Genomic DNA, 15,273 nt, shown 5'->3' on the forward strand with positions numbered 1-15,273 from the left:
CGTCAGCGGCGGCGCGCCTCTTTCACCGGTGCGGGCTGCCCGCTGATCTCGATCATGAACTTCTGGCGGATGGCGCGGCCGAAGTCCTCGAAGCCATTCGCCGGAATGATGAAGGCGCCCGGACCGCCGATCACGTTCTCACGGTACCACGTCTCGAGCGTCGTGCCTTCTTCGCCTTCGAGGATCGGAAGCCCGTTGATGATCACGCCGGAAGCCGCCAGTTCGTCGCGCACGGCGCCCGGCGGCTCCGTGGGATTGCAGTTCTCGCTGCCGTCACCCGAGACATCGATGACGATGCGGAGCGCATGGCCCGGGATCTGCGGTACCACCTTGTCCGAGATCGAGCGCAGCATAGCGGAGACGCAGGTGAACTCGCCGGTCTGGCGCGGCAGCGAACGCACCTTCGCCGCCACCTCGGCAGCGTCCGTCACACTCGCGATGTGCTGCCAGGGAATCGCCAGCCGTGGTTTGTCCGCCCAGGTGACCATGGAGACGAGGATGCCGCCGCGCGGCCCGCTGAGGATCGCCTTCAAAACCTCCGGGTCCTCGAAGGCCTTGGCGATGCCCTCCATCTGCAAGCGGTAGCGATAGTCGTCGACGGAATTGGAGACGTCGACGGAAATGACGAGCGCCGTGTCCACCTCAACAGCCGGAGGAGCGGGTTGGCCGAACGCGGAGAGGGGTATGCAGATCGCCGCCGCAATCGCGGCCACGAGCCAGCCCCATACGGCAGCCGACGCGCAGTGTTTCATTTGGTCGCTCGCAATTTGCTTTCGATCATCTCGCAGCCATCATAGCCTTCTTAGACGAGCCCGCCAGAGCCTCGGGAACCTACGAGCGCTCCATCTGTTGCCGTTCGAGCACGCTCTTCACCGTGCGTAGACGTACCAACCTGTTTGATGTTTCGCGAAATCGGGGAACGGATTTCGTTTTTCCTTCGATTGTGCGGCCGGCCGGAAATCACAGGAGGTGTTGCCAAGCGGGGCGCGGACGCCTACCGTCCGCTCGGATTTGATCCTGGCGGATGTTCTGAGGCTGCCCGTGCGCACGCGCTCGTACATCAATGTGATGCTGCTTGTGGTGCTCGCCCTGCGCAGCCTGCTTCCCGCGGGCTATATGGTGCAGGCGGCGCCCGAAGGTGCCTTCGAGATCGTCATCTGCACCAGCGCCGGGCTTCAGCTCGCAACGCTCGATCTCGACGACACGGGTCCGTCTCCGAAGCCGAGCCACGCCGACGGCACGCTTTGTCCGTTCGCATCGGGCGGCACCGCCGCGCTTGCCGACGCGGCTCCGCAGAGCCTCGCAAGTGAGGCTCAGTACGCCGCAGTCACCTACACGCTGGCCGCCGCGCTTTTCGCCGAAACGCCCAAACCCGGAGCCGCGTCCGCGCGCGGCCCCCCGTCCACGTTGATCTGAACTAGCGTTTTTCATGCGTGGCCTTGCGTTGCGTTCCCGAACCGGAAGCACGTGGGCCGCCCGCTACAGGCTCAACACGGACATCTATCGCCATGTCACCGCAATTCCCGCCGAAGGACTCGTCCCGGCTACCGCGCACGCCCCGGCGTACGCGCGGCCATCTCGCCGCAATCCTGCTCACGTCTACAACAGCGCTGCCCGGCGCCGTGATGGCCCAGGACACCGTCACCGAACTCCCTGAGGTTACCGTCACCACGACTGCTGCTCCGAAACCGAAGCCCAAGGCAAAAGCGGAGCCTGCTGCCGGGAGTCCCGCGCCGCAAAGCGCACCGGCCTTCACCGATGAGCTTGCGGCTTCCCCAAGCCCCGGTTCGCGTTCGGGAAGTCTTTCCGTGCCGACGACTGCCGAAGCCGCAGCCGAGATCGCGCGGATACCCGGCGCCGCCGAGGTCGTGCCTGATACGGCTTACAAAGCCTCGACGCCGGCCGTGACGCTCAAGGACGCGCTTGGCTACGTGCCCGGTGTGTTCGTGCAACCGAAATGGGGCGAGGACACGCGGCTCTCGATTCGCGGCTCGGGGCTCTCGCGCAACTTCCACCTGCGCGGCATCCAGCTCTACATGGACGGCATCCCGATCAATACGGCCGACGGCTACGGCGATTTCCAGGAGATCGACCCCACCGTCTATCGCTACATCGAGGTCTACAAAGGCGCCAATGCCATGCGCTTCGGCGCCAACGCGCTTGGCGGTGCCATCAACTTCGTGATGCCGACAGGCTACGATTCCCATCTCTTCGGCGCCCGTGTCGATCTCGGCAGCTTCGGCTTGCGCAAGCTTTCGGCCAGTTCGGGCGGCGTTCATGGCGCGGCCGATTACTTCATTGCCGGAACATGGCAGGAGGCGGACGGCTTCCGCGAGCACAGCGACGGCGAGAGCGTGCGCGGAGCCATGAACGTCGGCTATCGGCTTACGGAGAACATCGAGACGCGGTTCTACATCAATGCCAACGATGTCGATCAGCGCATCCCCGGCAGCGTGACCAAGCACACAGCCCTGACGACGCCGGAAGCTGCCAATCCCGGAAACATCACCAACGACCAGCAGCGCAACATCGAAACATTCCGCATCGCCAACAGAACGGCGATCCGCGTCACGCCCGGAACGACGCTCGAGCTCGGCGCGTTCAACGTCGACCGCCACCTGATGCATCCCATCTTCCAGTGGCTCGATTACCGCTACGACGACTATGGCGGCTTTGCGCGCGTGACGGATGAGCGCCGCCTCGGCAGCTTCGCCAACCGGCTGATTGCCGGCGTGAACCTGCATTACGGCACTATCGATACGCGTCAGTATGAGAACGTCGGTGGAGAGAAGGGCGATCTCCTCGTCGATGCCGACGATACGGCCCGCAATTTCAGCGCCTATATCGAGAACCATTTCTACCTCCGGCCCGATCTGGCGCTGGTCGCCGGCACGCAGTTCCTGCATGCGACGCGTGAGCGGGTCGCGCACACGGGGGCCACGAGCGGCGATACCGAGTTCAACCTTTGGAGCCCGAAAGGCGGCCTCGTTTGGGACGTGACGCGCACCTGGCAGGTGTTCGGCAACATCTCGCGCAGCGCCGAGGTGCCGAGCTTCGGTGAAAGCGTGATGGCGCAGTCCATTCCCTTCACCGAGATCAAGGCACAGCGCGCGACGACGTACGAAATAGGAACGCGGGGAGGCACGGACGATTTCCGATGGGACGTCTCTCTTTACCGCGCCAATATCGACAACGAGCTGTTGTGCTTCACGACCGCCGCCAACCCGACCACATGCCAAGTCGGAAACGCCGACGCGACGATCCACCAGGGCCTGGAGCTCGGCTTCGGTGCAACGGTCCTGAAATCGCTGCTCGCAGACGGCTCCGTGCCGGACAAGCTCTGGCTCCAGGCTGCGTATACGCTGAACGACTTCCGCTACGACGGCGATGCGCTCTGGGGCGACAACGAATTGCCGGGCGCGCCTCGGCATTTCCTGCGCGCGGAGCTGCTCTACAAGCATCCGAGCGGCGTCTATTTCGGCCCCAACGTCGAATGGGTGCCGGAGGCCTATTACGTCGACAGCGCCAATACCTTCAAGACCGACGCCTACGCCATCTGGGGCGCGAGGATCGGCTATGACGACGGCGGCCCAGTCACGGCCTATCTCGAGGGACGCAACCTCTCGGACGAAACCTATATTGCGAGCACCAGCATCGCCACGAACGTCAGCGGCGCCGACGCGATGCTCTTCGAGCCCGGCACCGGCCGCGCCGTCTACGGCGGCGTGCAGGTGAAATGGTGAGCAACATGCGCCATCGGCGTCCCGCGCCTAGCTCCCGACTTGTCGCGGCGCCAATTGCGTGTGTGTGGATGGCGTCTCCTGGCGCCATCCACCCCTCTCCGTCGGAACCGCGTGTCGATGATGCTGGCAAGAGCCGCGTCTGCGCCGCCCTCGGCTCGCCAAGACTCTCGATCCATCCTCCATCCCATCCATCAACTCGGAAGCCTGTCATGACATTCAATCGCACTCTTTCGATCTGCACGGCTCTTTGGGCCCTCTCGGCGCTGCCAGCCTCGGCCCATGTCACCCTCGAGCGTGCCGAGGCGCCCCGCGGCCAGTCCTACAAGGCCGTGCTCAAGATTCCGCACGGATGCAGCGGATCGCCGACGCAGGCCGTGCGTGTCGCAATGCCCGAAGGCTTCATCGGGGCCAAGCCGATGCCCAAGGCGGGCTGGACGATCAAGACCGTGCGCGGCCCCTACGCGCAGTCGTATGCGTACTATCACGGCCCGATCGCAGAGGGCGTGAAGGAGATCGAGTGGTCGGGCGGCGACCTGCCCGACGATTACTATGACGAGTTCGTCGCCGCTGGCTTCCTGGCCCGCGAGCTTGATCCCGGATCGAAGCTCTATTTCAAGGTCGTCCAGGCGTGCGCGAAAGGCGAGGAGAGATGGGTGGAGGTGCCCGAGCCGGGAGTCGATCCTCACGATCTCAAAGCGCCGGCCGCCGTGTTGCGGATTGCGGCCAACAGCGAGGAGGGGCACGAAGCCGGGCACGGGCACGGGCATTCGGATGCGCATGGCGTCGATAGCCACGAGCATGGCAGCAGCCACGAGCACGCTGGCGCCAAGGCCGCTGATGCAGCCGGCGGCGTGGCAACGATCGGCGCGCTCGCGGTGGAAAGCGCCTGGACGCGCGCTACTGCGGAAGGCGCCAAGGTAGGGGCCGGCTATCTCACCATCCGCAACACGGGCAGCCAGCCTGATACGCTGGTGAGCGTCGAGACGTCCGTCGCCGGGCGCGGCGAGATCCACGACATGACCATGACCGATGGCGTGATGCGTATGCGCCGTCTCGCCGACGGCATAGCGATTCCCGCCGGTGGCAGCATCGAGCTGAAGCCCGGCGGCATGCACCTCATGTTCATGGATCTCAAGGAGCGCCTCGTCGAAGGCGGCACGGTGACGGTGAAGCTCACCTTCAAGAGCGGTGCCACGGGCGAGGTGGCGCTGCCTGTGCGCAGCCTTGGCAGCAGTGGCGAGGGCGGCCATCACGACAACCACGACCATGACCACGACACCGGCCACGATCATCATTGAAGGTTTGCCGACTCCCTGCGCTTCGCTTGCGAGGGGGCCTGCGATTGAGCATCGTTCGGCACAAAAGATACGAGCGGCCTGATCGTCGATCAGCGCCGCTCGTATCCGTGTCTCGGATGGAGCCGAGGCGGGCGACCCTATCGGGTCAGCCACGTACGGCTCTCTGCGTCATTCACGCATCATCGTTTCTTTGAGGCCGGAGTCGTTTCCCCGCCAGCGGGCGACGGCTCTGCGCCGGCGCTCGAGCTCTTCCGTCCAAGGATAGCGGATCGGCGGCTGTTCGCTCGTACGATCCTTGCGGCGAAGATATGTGACGGTAGAGGGAGGCGGTGTTTTGGAAGGAGCTGCTGAGGTGTCCATGAGGCGACTACTCCGTTGCGCTTCATCTGCTCAGTTGCCAGGCATTAACGACAGTGCCTGACGCTTGTTCCCTCATCTCGCTTCAGCGGTTTGCGCGTTCCATCCGTCATCCCCGTTCGGCCGTCAGTAGATACCCCCGGACGATACGAGGCAAAGGCAAATTTGTGATTTGTTCTTCACAACTCCGTCACTCTGCCTGCGGTCCCGCACTGCGGTAAGAAAAAACGGCGGCCGCATTGCGACCGCCGCTATTATTCCACGTGCTGCGTGATCGACTTAGACGAGGTCGATCTCAGCCGGCAGATAGGACGTGACCTCGAGGCCGACTTCCTGCTCACGAACCGCAGGCTTCATCCAGGTCTTCATTGTGGTCTCCTTGGGCTGGAAGCGGATTTTCTCATCCGCCTGAGTTGTGCGACAAAACGTACCGCGATAGCGACCTGCGCAGCCAATCGTATTTTCCGCGGCTCGTTATAAGTAGCACTGATGCTATGGTGTAACGCTTGCTGCAGCGCCGAAGCGTAAGCCGTCAGGGCGCTGCGGGGCGTCGCGGAACGATGAGTTGCGCCGTCATGACCTGAACCACTTCGCCTGCCTGGTTCTGCGTCTCGGTGCGCACGGTGACGGTGCCGCGATCAGGGCGGGATCGCGACGTCCGCGCTCCAACCACCTCGCAGATCACCGTCAGTTCGTCGCCGGGGCGGGTGGGACGAGGCCAGGAAAGCTCGCCGCCCGCGCCAATCACACCGCCCGCAATCGGCAAGCCGCTGGTGACCAGTAGACGCATGGTGAGGGCAGCCGTATGCCAGCCGCTCGCCACGAGCCCGCCGAAAAGCGACCTCGCACCCGCTATCTCGTCCAGGTGGAAGGGCTGCGGATCGAACTCCGCCGCGAACGTTTTGATCGCCTCGGCATCCAGCCGCAGGGAGGCGGTTCGTACACGCAGGCCTACAGTCAAATCCTCGAAATACAGGCGCGTGTCACGGGCGGAATAATTCATTGTGGGCTCATGGATGCTACGTTGGCTCCGCTGAGTTGAAGCCCTGCGCGAACGCCGTCGCGAGGAGACATAGCGCCGCGCGGCGTCTTTTGTTCAACGGCGCCCGTGGGGCGCAGCTTATGCCATTGTTCTGAGAGCGCTGGGAACAGCGCTGGATCGGCGCGCGCGAACCGATGGGGAGGCTGTCTTGTGGAGCTTTGACGAAACGCGGGTGTTTGCCGTCTCCGGCCTCGATCTGCGCGTCGTCGAGGGGGGCTGGCCGTTCGCCGAGCGCAACAAAGCGGAAATCGATGCCCGCTGGCAGGCGCGCACGCGCGAAAATCCGGCGTTCTTCAACGGCGTCATCCACCTTCTGACGGAATTTTCCTTGGATGGCGGCGTCCTGTCCGGCCGCTTCATCCCCGCCGAGTTCAAGAGTTTCCTCTACTGGCGTGAAACCGGCCACGCTGACCAAACGGTCATGGATGCGTTCGGGTCGGGGCTCATCCTTTCGTCCGACGACCGGATGCTGCTCGGCCGCCAGCGGGCCGGCAACCTCAACAGCGGCCTCTGCTATCCGCCGGGCGGGTTCATCGACGGCCGAGATGTCCGGCCTGACGGACGGATCGATATTGAGGGCAGCGTCGCCCGCGAGATCTTCGAGGAGACGGGGCTCGCGGCCCCGGCCTTCGAACGCGCGGGGGACTATGTGGTCACGATCGCGGGGCCGTCTCTCTCGATTGCCGTACCCTACCGCGCCTCGCTCGGCGGCGCCGCGCTGATCGACGCCGTGCGCGCGCATATCGCCTCCGATCCAGGGGGTGAGCTTGCCGATGTCCTGCTGGTCGATCCTGGAGAGCAGCCGGTCGCGGCGCCCATGCCGGCCTATGCGCAAGCCTTGCTCAGCCGCTTTGCCGAGTTGAAGATCCTTGCCTGAGACGGTGCTGCGCTTGGACGGAAAATGCTCTAGAGCGCTGAGGCCGATAAGGCAGAGTGCGCGCGCGTCAACGCGGGGGGAGATTTCATGGCGCTCAAGTTTTACACGCTCGATGTGTTCACCGATCGCCGCTTCGGCGGCAATCCGCTTGCGGTCGTCCTCGGCGCCGATGACCTGACGGACACCGAGATGCAGGCGATTGCGAGGGAATTCAATCTTTCGGAGACCGTCTTCGTGCAGGCGTCAGAGCGCCCGGCCCATTCCGCCAAGGCACGGATCTTCACGCCGAAGAGCGAGATCGCCTTTGCCGGCCATCCCACCATCGGCACGGCGATCCTGCTGGCCGAGCTCACCACGACGGCCCACAATGGAGAGAAGGATGCGCTCATCGTACTGGAGCAGGGCATCGGCACCGTGCGCGTCGGCGCACGCCTGAGGGCCGCCTCTGCCGCATTCGCAGAGTTCGACGCACCGAAGCTGCCGGAGGCGGCCGGCGTGCTGCCGCCCCACGACGTGCTCGCTTCCGGGCTCGGCCTCATCCCGAGTGAAGTCGGCTTCGAGAACCATGCGCCCCTGTGCTACGCGGCCGGCCATACGTTCGCGTTCGTCCCGGTGGCCTCGCTCGAGGCGATCGGCCGCGCGCGCATCAACGGCCCGCACTGGGAGCGCGCGTTCGAGCAGCAGGGCATCTCCGGCGTCTACCTCTACACGCGCCAGTGCGAGCACACGAGCGCATCCTTCCACGCCCGCATGTTTGCGCCTCAGGTCGGCATTCCGGAGGATCCCGCAACGGGAGCGGCCGCCATCGGCCTCGCAGGCATCATCCATCACTTTGACCGTCTTCCGGATGGCACCCATAAGCGGGTCCTCGAGCAGGGCTACGAGATGGGGCGCCCGAGCCGGATCGCCCTGACGCTCATGGTGAACGGCGGCAAGCTCGCCACCGTTCGCATCGGCGGATCGGCTGTTCGTGTGTGCGAGGGAACGCTGGAGCGATAGCACGGGGCCTCCGTCGAAAAGCGTCAACCGCCCGCTTCGGGGCCGCAGCCGGCATCCGTCGGCATGGCGGCGCGGATCTCGTCCTCCGTCATGGTTTTGACGCGCGTCGCCACCGACCAGCGGTGGCCGAAGGGATCTTCGATCTGTCCATAGCGGTCGCCCCAGAAGGCGTCCGCCACGGGCATGATGATCTTTGCGCCCGCCTTCGTGGCGTGCGCGACAAAGGCATCCACGTCCGGGACATTGAGATGGAGGGTTACGGTGGTGCCCTTGAGCGCCTTGGGCCCGAGAGAGCCATAGTCCGGCATCTCATCCGCGAGCATGACGAGGGACTCTCCGATACGGATGCTTCCATGCCACAAGCGCCCATCCGGCCCTTCGAGGCGCATCATCTCCTGGGCTCCGAACGCGTCTTTGTAGAAATCGATGGCCTTTGCAGCTCCCGCACACACCAGATGCGGAGTTACCGTGTGCATGTAGGGGTCTGCGCCCGATCTTTTCGTCTCACCCGGATTGGCGGCCATGGCGCGCTCCTTCCTTGGCTGTTTGCCCTCAGATCATTGAAGTCTCTGGACGTTCGGGAACGGTAAGAGCTGCCGCGTGCGGACCCGTTCACCATCTTGCAACCTCTCGAGAACGTAGCGCGGGCGCGGAAAGATCCCGCACCCTCTTGCGCCGCCGTGGTGGATTCGCGTAAGTGTCAACGTGATAGAGGCATCCGAGACCCGCTCGACATGAGCCATACGGTCATCAGCTCCGACGTATTTCCGGCCGGCGTCACCGCGCCCGGCAGCGTTGCGTCGCGCGCCTCCGGCCTCCTGACCCTCCTCCTTATCAGCCCCTGAGAACCGGGGGCCCGGCTTGCGGCTGGGCAGGTACTCAGGGGATCGCTAACCGCACGCTGATAGGAGTCCGCCGGCCCCGTTCTGGTTGCCCGGCCACCGAGGAAGGACACAAGTCTATGACCACCACAGGCACCGACGGCGACCGCGTCGTCATTTTCGACACCACGCTGCGCGACGGCGAGCAGTGCCCCGGCGCGACCATGACCTTCGAGGAGAAGCTCGAGGTCGCCGACTGCCTCGACGCCATGGGCGTCGACATCATCGAGGCCGGCTTCCCGATCGCCTCCGAAGGCGATTTCGAGGCCGTGACGGCCATTTCCAAGCGCGTGAAGCAGGCGGTCGTCGCAGGGCTCGCGCGCGCCATCAACGCCGACATCGACCGGGCAGGCGAGGCGGTCCGTCACGCAGCGCGGCCGCGCATTCACACGTTCGTCTCCACCTCGCCGATTCATCTCGCGCACCAGATGCGCAAGACGGAAGCCGAGGTGCTCGAGATCATCACCGCGACGGTCGCCCGCGCCCGCAACCTTGTCGACAACGTCGAATGGAGCGCGATGGACGCCACCCGCACCGGCATCGACTATCTCTGCCAGTGTGTGGACGCAGCAATCAAGGCCGGCGCCAGCACCATCAACCTGCCTGACACCGTCGGCTACGCGACGCCCGAGGAGTATGCGGCCATGTTCCGCATGGTGCGCGAGCGGGTGGCCAACGCCGACAAGGCCGTGTTCTCGACCCACTGCCACAACGATCTCGGCTTGGCGGTTGCGAATTCGCTGGCGGCGCTCGGCGCCGGCGCACGGCAGATCGAGTGCACGATCAACGGCATCGGCGAGCGGGCCGGCAACGCAGCGCTGGAAGAGATCGTGATGGCGATCCGCACGCGTGCGGACGCGCTGCCCTACCGCACCGGCATCGACACGACGATGCTGGCACGCGCTTCTAAGCTCGTTTCGGCGGTGACCAACTTCCCGGTGCAGTACAACAAGGCCATCGTTGGACGGAACGCCTTCGCGCACGAGAGCGGCATCCATCAGGACGGCATCCTCAAGCATCAGCAGACCTACGAGATCATGACGCCGGAATCGGTCGGCGTCGGCAAGACGTCGCTGGTGATGGGCAAGCATTCGGGGCGGAACGCCTTCCGCAGCAAGCTCGCCGAACTCGGCTATGTGCTGGGCGAGAACGCCTTCGAGGATGCGTTCAACCGCTTCAAGGCGCTCGCGGACCGCAAGAAGCACGTCTATGACGAGGATATCGAGGCGCTCGTCGACGAGGAGATCGCGCACGCGCACGACCGCATGAAGGTGGTTGCCCTGCAGGTGATCGCCGGCACCGGCGGCCCGCAGTCGGCGACGCTGACACTCGATGTCGACGGCGCCCAGCAGACCGTGCACGCTAACGGCAACGGCCCGGTGGACGCCACGTTTGCAGCGATCCAGAGGCTGGTGCCGCACACGGCCAAGCTCGAGCTTTACCAGGTGCACGCCGTCACTGAGGGCACCGATGCCCAGGCTGAGGTTTCCGTGCGTCTTGCTGAGGATGGCCGTGTGGTGACCGGGCGCGGAGCCGATACCGATACCCTCGTCGCGTCGGCGCGGGCCTACGTCGCGGCCCTCAACAAGCTGATGCTCAAGCGGCAGAAAACAGCCAAGGCCGAGCAGGCGGTGTAGGGCAGCCGGGGCCGATGCGGCCTCGATGCTCATATCCGCTGGACAAGGCGTTTGGTGGATGTTAGACGAACCGCGTTGGGGCCCTGGCGCACTCGTTCGGGGCCCCTTCTCCGTCTTTACGAGACCCGGACATCGGGCCTCGAGGCGACGGGTGATTAGCTCAGATGGTAGAGCAGCTGACTCTTAATCAGCGGGTCGAAGGTTCGAGTCCTTCATCACCCACCAATATTTTCAATCGCTTACACGAGATTGTTAATCCGCAAGGCAGCTTGCGGACCGCGGCGGGCTGAACGCTCCTCACCGTTTCCGGCTCTTGGCACCTGGGGCCGTTCCGAAAGTGAAAACGGGGAACGGCTCTAAGTTTTTGTTTGATCGTGCGTCTTCTCGGAAAACCGGTTGTCACTTTTCCGGAAGCACTCTTACCAAGCGCGAGAGCTGCGTCGCGCTCCATCCCCCGATTTTCGAGCCACGCTTGGGCAGGAACCCCTCCTCCGAACAGGGGTTTTCCGAAGTAAGGAGGATATGCCGATGACGCTTCATGATGGAACGCCGCGCCGGCCGCGCGAAGAACCGGGCAACGGGCGCGAACCCAGACCTACAAGCTCCCGGAATTGGATCCTGTTCGTCGCTGTTGTCGTCGTTCTGGCCATCCTTGCGGCGATCAACTCATACTACCGCGGATCGGAGCACAGCGTTACCAACGCGCCTGCCGGAACGCCGCCGTCCACGCAGACGCCCAGCACGACGCCACCGGTCCATCAAGAACCAAGCAATCCTTGAAGGCGAACCTGATGCTGATGCCGTCAAAATGGCAGAGCCGGTTCGTTGTCGGTGCGGGCGAGGGTCATACGCAGCTTTGCCCTGTCCTCGCGCAGCAGCGATCGCGTTGTCTTCACGAGCTATAATGATGCAGCGCAAACAGTGCGCCGAGAGCGAGGATTGCCGCAAGCTGCAGACTGACGCGCCACCGCATCACCTTTTGGCTCGTATCGTCCGTTGCCCCGGACGCGGCGTTCCATGCACGCATGGCGAGCGTGCCCACGAGGAGCACGATCAACAGGGCAATCAGAAAGCTGATCAGGTTCCCCATTGCGCGTGCCTCCAATTGCTTAAGGAATAAACATGCTGCCGCTGAGAAGTTCCAAGCAGGAAAACTCCGTTGCCAAGTGTCGGTGGATGAAGGCGAGGCCGGGTGGCGTTTGGAACTGAGACTTTGCAAACGATGGAAGCTGTAACGGCGCCTAAAATCTATCACGTCAGGGGCTAGGATCCCATCCGCGGGTGGTGCATTGGGTGCTCCACGTAGCGGCCGTGCGGAGGTCTTGCGATCGTGTCGAAGTCACGTGCGAGGTCGTGGAGAGCGGCCTGCATCAAGGGCCCGCCCATGGCGCGGCCATGGCCGGAAACCACCAAGGCGGGTTCGAGCGCGGCGAGATCTCTGACGGATTGGCGGGCTTCCTCCCAATTGACCGTGAAATAGGCTGGCGGACCGTGCACTTCCGGCTCTTGCGTCGCTGTCGCGTAGGCGGATTCAGCGTGCGTCGTGACGAAAGCATCTCCTACGATCAGCGTCCTGTCAGTTTCGCGCCAAAACGAAACGTGGCCAGGCGAATGTCCGGGTGTGTGCAGCCACCGCCAGCCCGGCAGATCCGGCACCTCGCCATTCGCCGGAAGCGGCATCAGACAGCCGGATACGTCAACGGGCTTTGTCGGGTAGAAACGGGAAAGCCTCGACATGAGCCCGCCGCCGACGGACGGGTCCGGGTCAGGATAGGACGTTGAGCCATCGAGATAGGGATGTTCCAAGACGTGCGCGTAAATGGGCGTGTCCCATTCGGCCGCGAGGCTCTCGAGCACGCCCACGTGATCGAAGTGACCGTGCGTGAGCAAGATGCAAGCTGGAGGGGCATCGTTGCCGAAGCGCTGCGCGGCTGCGCGTTCTATGAACGCTTTGGAGCCCATGACGCCGGCATCCACCAGAACCCAGCCTCGATCACCCGCATCGGGTGGTCCGATGAAAACCACGTTTGCGAGCAGGCAGCGTAGGTAGGCGAGCTCGGGTAGCAGCTCGACCGTGCCATCCAGCGGATCTCGATGGGGCGCAAGTGCGCCGTTCGGAACAGGTACCTGATGCGCCATGGTGATCGCTGTTCTCAGTGTTGAATGATATTTCCGACCTGAAGCAAAGAACGGTGCGCCCGGGCGGTTGTTCCATGAGGCGACTTGCTTCCCGCCGGTGCTGTACGGTTTCGAACAGTGAGTGCCGGCGAAAGTGAACTCATATGATGGGCTGATCGGGCTCGCCGGTTCCGCCGGAAGGTACGTCAAACAGCAGTTTCTGCATGATTTCGGGAGGTGTTCCGCCCCGCATCTTCTTCATGGCGTCGCCATAGGCATCCCGCGCTTCGTCGACGCTCTTGTGCCCTTGGACAATTTCGTTCGCCAGATTCAAAGCGAGGAAATTGGCCTCCTCGCCTTCACAACGGGCTGAGATTTCGCCTTTGGTGCGGTCGATGAGAACGCTGCCGTCAAAAGCCGCAAGCTCCCCGAGCTTTTCGACCGGCACCTTGTAGGGAATATACTGCTCCAGCACATCGTGATGCGGCGTTGGAAATTCGTGAGGAACCTCCTCGGCGTAGATGACGGTGCGCCGCCAGGGCCCGTTATTATGCCAGATCAGGCGGCTTGCGGATGCCTCGTTGGGGAGCCCATATTTGTTGATGGTGGTCGTCGCCGCCTCTTTGGAGACCTTGGGCCAGCCGCTTAAAATCTCTTTGACGGCGGCCGAGTCCACCTGCGTGTCTGCCTGCATCGGAACCTCCTGATATGGGCGGCAACCATCTCGCGCGCCAATGGTTCCGGCAGCCGCGCGATCTGATCGGCATGCTGCCCGCGAAAAAGAAGTTCGATCCTCTTGCGTCGTGAAGGTTCGTTGCAGGGGGCGCCGAGACTACGCGCTGAAAAAGCCACGGATCGCGGGAGTATTCCGCATACTTGCTTTGGCGGCTTGGATCAGGGATCATGTCGCCGGCATGACGATACGTTTGAATCATACCATTGTCCCAGCCCGGGAAAAGGAAAGTGCAGCGGCGCTGTTCGCCGAGATCTTCGGTGTGACGGTCGGCCGGACAAACCCGGGCAGCGCCCCAGGCAGATTTGCTGTGGTGAGCATCGGAGAGATCAATTTCGATTTCGACGACGTCGATCAGTTCGAGCCACACCATTACGCGTTTCACGTCAGTGACGAAGAGTTCGACCAGATTCTGGAGCGCGTGAAGGCGCGCGGCCTCGTGATCGCGGCGGATCCTTTCTACAAGCGGATCGGAGAGCTCAACGCCAACGAAGGCGGCCGTGGTTTTTATTTCCGTACTCCGGATGGCCATAACCTCGAGCTACTGACGCGGGTATAGGACAGGTGCGTTTTCGGGCCTGAACTCATGTGCCTCCCTATATCCGGTTTCACTTCGCAGCAGTCTCACGTGATGTCCGGTCCTGTAGGCCAGCGGCCGTCATCGCGCCGTGCTGCATGGCAAACGGCAAAATACCTCTCGTTTTCTCCGTCATCGAAGCAAAACGTGACGTCAACCGACGTCGGCAGTGGAACAGGAGCGAGGCGCACGTGTTGTCTTCATACGGAGATCACGCCCGCAAGATGAACCATAATCCCAACAAGGACCCTTAATGATGATAAGATCACTTCCACTCGCGGCGATTGCGTCGCTGCTGCTGGGCTCCGTGGCATGGTCTGCCCCGCTTCCGAATACCGCTGTAACGACGCAGCAAGCGACGTCCAGCCAGGTCGAGCAAGTCGCCCGGAGAAGCCATCGGAACTATCGCCATCATCGCCACTACCGTCGAGGCTTCCGCGGTCATCGTCATTACCGACGCGCGCCGCGCGGCTGGCATCGCTATAGCCATCGCCCGCATCGCTGGCGCGAGCGCGGATGCATCATCATCGGACCGGTGTGGTTCTGCCCGTAGCGCGGCGATTGTGCGTGGCGAACGGACGGCCCGCGACGATGACATCGACGCCCGCTCCCAAGGTCTAGCAGGCCGCCCGCCCGGGCTCGCCTGTCGGGGCCTGGAGCGGGTCGTCGTCATGTCGCCCGAGCTGTTCCTGTATGCCGGGCGAAGCTGTCGAGTATGGCCTGCCAGCCGGCGCGCTGCTGTTCGATCGGGCATTCCTCTTCTGCCTCGAACGTCACGCGAACCTGCACGCCGTCGTGAACGGGAATGAAGTCAACGCGGGCAGACCGGTCGCCGAATGCATATTCGATCAGCCTGTGCGTCTCGATCTTCGTATAGACTCCAGAGAAATCAAAACCGATGCTGCCGTCCTTGGCTTCCATCCGCGATGAGAAGGCGCCGCCTTCGCGCAGGTCCACGGTCGCGGCCGTCGTATGCCAATCATCGGACGCAGCGTTCCACTGCTTGATGTC

General features: G+C 63.5%; 15 protein-coding genes and 1 tRNA gene. 8 read left to right on the forward strand and 8 right to left on the reverse strand.

The window, feature by feature from the left end; genetic code table 11:
• Window positions 1-2: 2 nt before the first annotated feature.
• Window positions 3-752 (reverse strand): DUF1194 domain-containing protein, encoded by a 750-nt coding sequence (locus V7P99_RS11160; protein WP_333794896.1) that lies wholly within the window; start codon window positions 750-752, stop codon window positions 3-5.
• Between the two features lie 289 nt (window positions 753-1,041).
• Here V7P99_RS11160 and V7P99_RS11165 point away from each other — a divergent pair, with 289 nt between their 5' ends.
• The 3 genes from V7P99_RS11165 to V7P99_RS11175 all read left to right on the forward strand — a co-directional run bounded on the left by V7P99_RS11165 (window position 1,042) and on the right by V7P99_RS11175 (window position 5,041).
• A complete protein-coding gene (locus V7P99_RS11165) occupies window positions 1,042-1,416 on the forward strand; it encodes a DUF2946 family protein (protein ID WP_333794897.1) in 375 nt (124 codons plus the stop codon).
• Window positions 1,417-1,508: 92 nt separating this feature from the next.
• The gene (locus V7P99_RS11170; protein ID WP_333794898.1) at window positions 1,509-3,743 is read left to right on the forward strand and encodes a TonB-dependent receptor family protein; all 2,235 of its coding nucleotides are present in this window, start codon (window positions 1,509-1,511) and stop codon (window positions 3,741-3,743) included.
• Between the two features lie 209 nt (window positions 3,744-3,952).
• Window positions 3,953-5,041 (forward strand): DUF1775 domain-containing protein, encoded by a 1,089-nt coding sequence (locus V7P99_RS11175; RefSeq protein ID WP_333794899.1) that lies wholly within the window; start codon window positions 3,953-3,955, stop codon window positions 5,039-5,041.
• 636 nt (window positions 5,042-5,677) lie between these two features.
• Here the strand turns inward: V7P99_RS11175 and pqqA are convergent.
• Both pqqA and V7P99_RS11185 read right to left on the reverse strand, forming a co-directional pair.
• Window positions 5,678-5,767 carry a pyrroloquinoline quinone precursor peptide PqqA gene (gene pqqA / locus V7P99_RS11180; RefSeq protein ID WP_295555644.1) on the reverse strand — a complete coding sequence of 30 codons (90 nt, stop codon included), beginning with the start codon at window positions 5,765-5,767 and terminating at the stop codon, window positions 5,678-5,680.
• A gap of 163 nt (window positions 5,768-5,930) precedes the next feature.
• Window positions 5,931-6,401 (reverse strand): MaoC family dehydratase, encoded by a 471-nt coding sequence (locus tag V7P99_RS11185; protein WP_333794900.1) that lies wholly within the window; start codon window positions 6,399-6,401, stop codon window positions 5,931-5,933.
• 187 nt (window positions 6,402-6,588) lie between these two features.
• Between V7P99_RS11185 and V7P99_RS11190 the strand changes: the two genes are divergently transcribed.
• Together V7P99_RS11190 and V7P99_RS11195 are read left to right on the forward strand one after the other, a co-directional pair.
• Window positions 6,589-7,317, forward strand: coding sequence for an NUDIX hydrolase (locus V7P99_RS11190; protein WP_333794901.1), 729 nt, complete (start codon window positions 6,589-6,591; stop codon window positions 7,315-7,317).
• Window positions 7,318-7,404: 87 nt separating this feature from the next.
• The gene (locus tag V7P99_RS11195) at window positions 7,405-8,316 is read left to right on the forward strand and encodes a PhzF family phenazine biosynthesis protein (protein ID WP_333794902.1); all 912 of its coding nucleotides are present in this window, start codon (window positions 7,405-7,407) and stop codon (window positions 8,314-8,316) included.
• A gap of 23 nt (window positions 8,317-8,339) precedes the next feature.
• On the opposite strand, the gene V7P99_RS11200 is transcribed toward V7P99_RS11195, so the two are convergent.
• A complete protein-coding gene (locus tag V7P99_RS11200) occupies window positions 8,340-8,840 on the reverse strand; it encodes a VOC family protein (protein WP_333794903.1) in 501 nt (166 codons plus the stop codon).
• Window positions 8,841-9,277: 437 nt separating this feature from the next.
• On the opposite strand from V7P99_RS11200, the gene V7P99_RS11205 reads away from it, so the two are divergent.
• Entirely contained in the window at window positions 9,278-10,834 is a 1,557-nt protein-coding gene (locus V7P99_RS11205) for a 2-isopropylmalate synthase (RefSeq protein WP_333794904.1), read from the forward strand.
• A gap of 149 nt (window positions 10,835-10,983) precedes the next feature.
• A tRNA-Lys gene (locus V7P99_RS11210) sits at window positions 10,984-11,059 on the forward strand.
• A 667-nt stretch (window positions 11,060-11,726) separates the two neighbouring features.
• Here V7P99_RS11210 and V7P99_RS11215 read toward each other — a convergent pair.
• The 3 genes from V7P99_RS11215 to V7P99_RS11225 all read right to left on the reverse strand — a co-directional run bounded on the left by V7P99_RS11215 (window position 11,727) and on the right by V7P99_RS11225 (window position 13,646).
• Complete coding sequence (locus tag V7P99_RS11215; RefSeq protein ID WP_333794905.1) at window positions 11,727-11,924, reverse strand: HIG1 domain-containing protein; 198 nt, start codon at window positions 11,922-11,924, stop codon at window positions 11,727-11,729.
• Window positions 11,925-12,097: 173 nt separating this feature from the next.
• Window positions 12,098-12,973, reverse strand: coding sequence for an MBL fold metallo-hydrolase (locus tag V7P99_RS11220; RefSeq protein ID WP_333794906.1), 876 nt, complete (start codon window positions 12,971-12,973; stop codon window positions 12,098-12,100).
• A 139-nt stretch (window positions 12,974-13,112) separates the two neighbouring features.
• On the reverse strand, window positions 13,113-13,646 hold the full coding sequence (locus tag V7P99_RS11225) for a hypothetical protein (RefSeq protein WP_333794907.1): 534 nt from the start codon (window positions 13,644-13,646) through the stop codon (window positions 13,113-13,115).
• Between the two features lie 220 nt (window positions 13,647-13,866).
• Between V7P99_RS11225 and V7P99_RS11230 the strand changes: the two genes are divergently transcribed.
• On the forward strand, window positions 13,867-14,244 hold the full coding sequence (locus tag V7P99_RS11230) for a VOC family protein (RefSeq protein WP_333794908.1): 378 nt from the start codon (window positions 13,867-13,869) through the stop codon (window positions 14,242-14,244).
• Window positions 14,245-14,931: 687 nt separating this feature from the next.
• On the opposite strand, the gene V7P99_RS11235 is transcribed toward V7P99_RS11230, so the two are convergent.
• On the reverse strand, window positions 14,932-15,273 hold a 342-nt coding region (locus V7P99_RS11235), incomplete at its 5' end, for an SRPBCC domain-containing protein (protein WP_333794909.1).

The organism is Hyphomicrobium sp. (assembly GCF_036780825.1).
Taxonomy (GTDB): domain Bacteria; phylum Pseudomonadota; class Alphaproteobacteria; order Rhizobiales; family Hyphomicrobiaceae; genus Hyphomicrobium_C.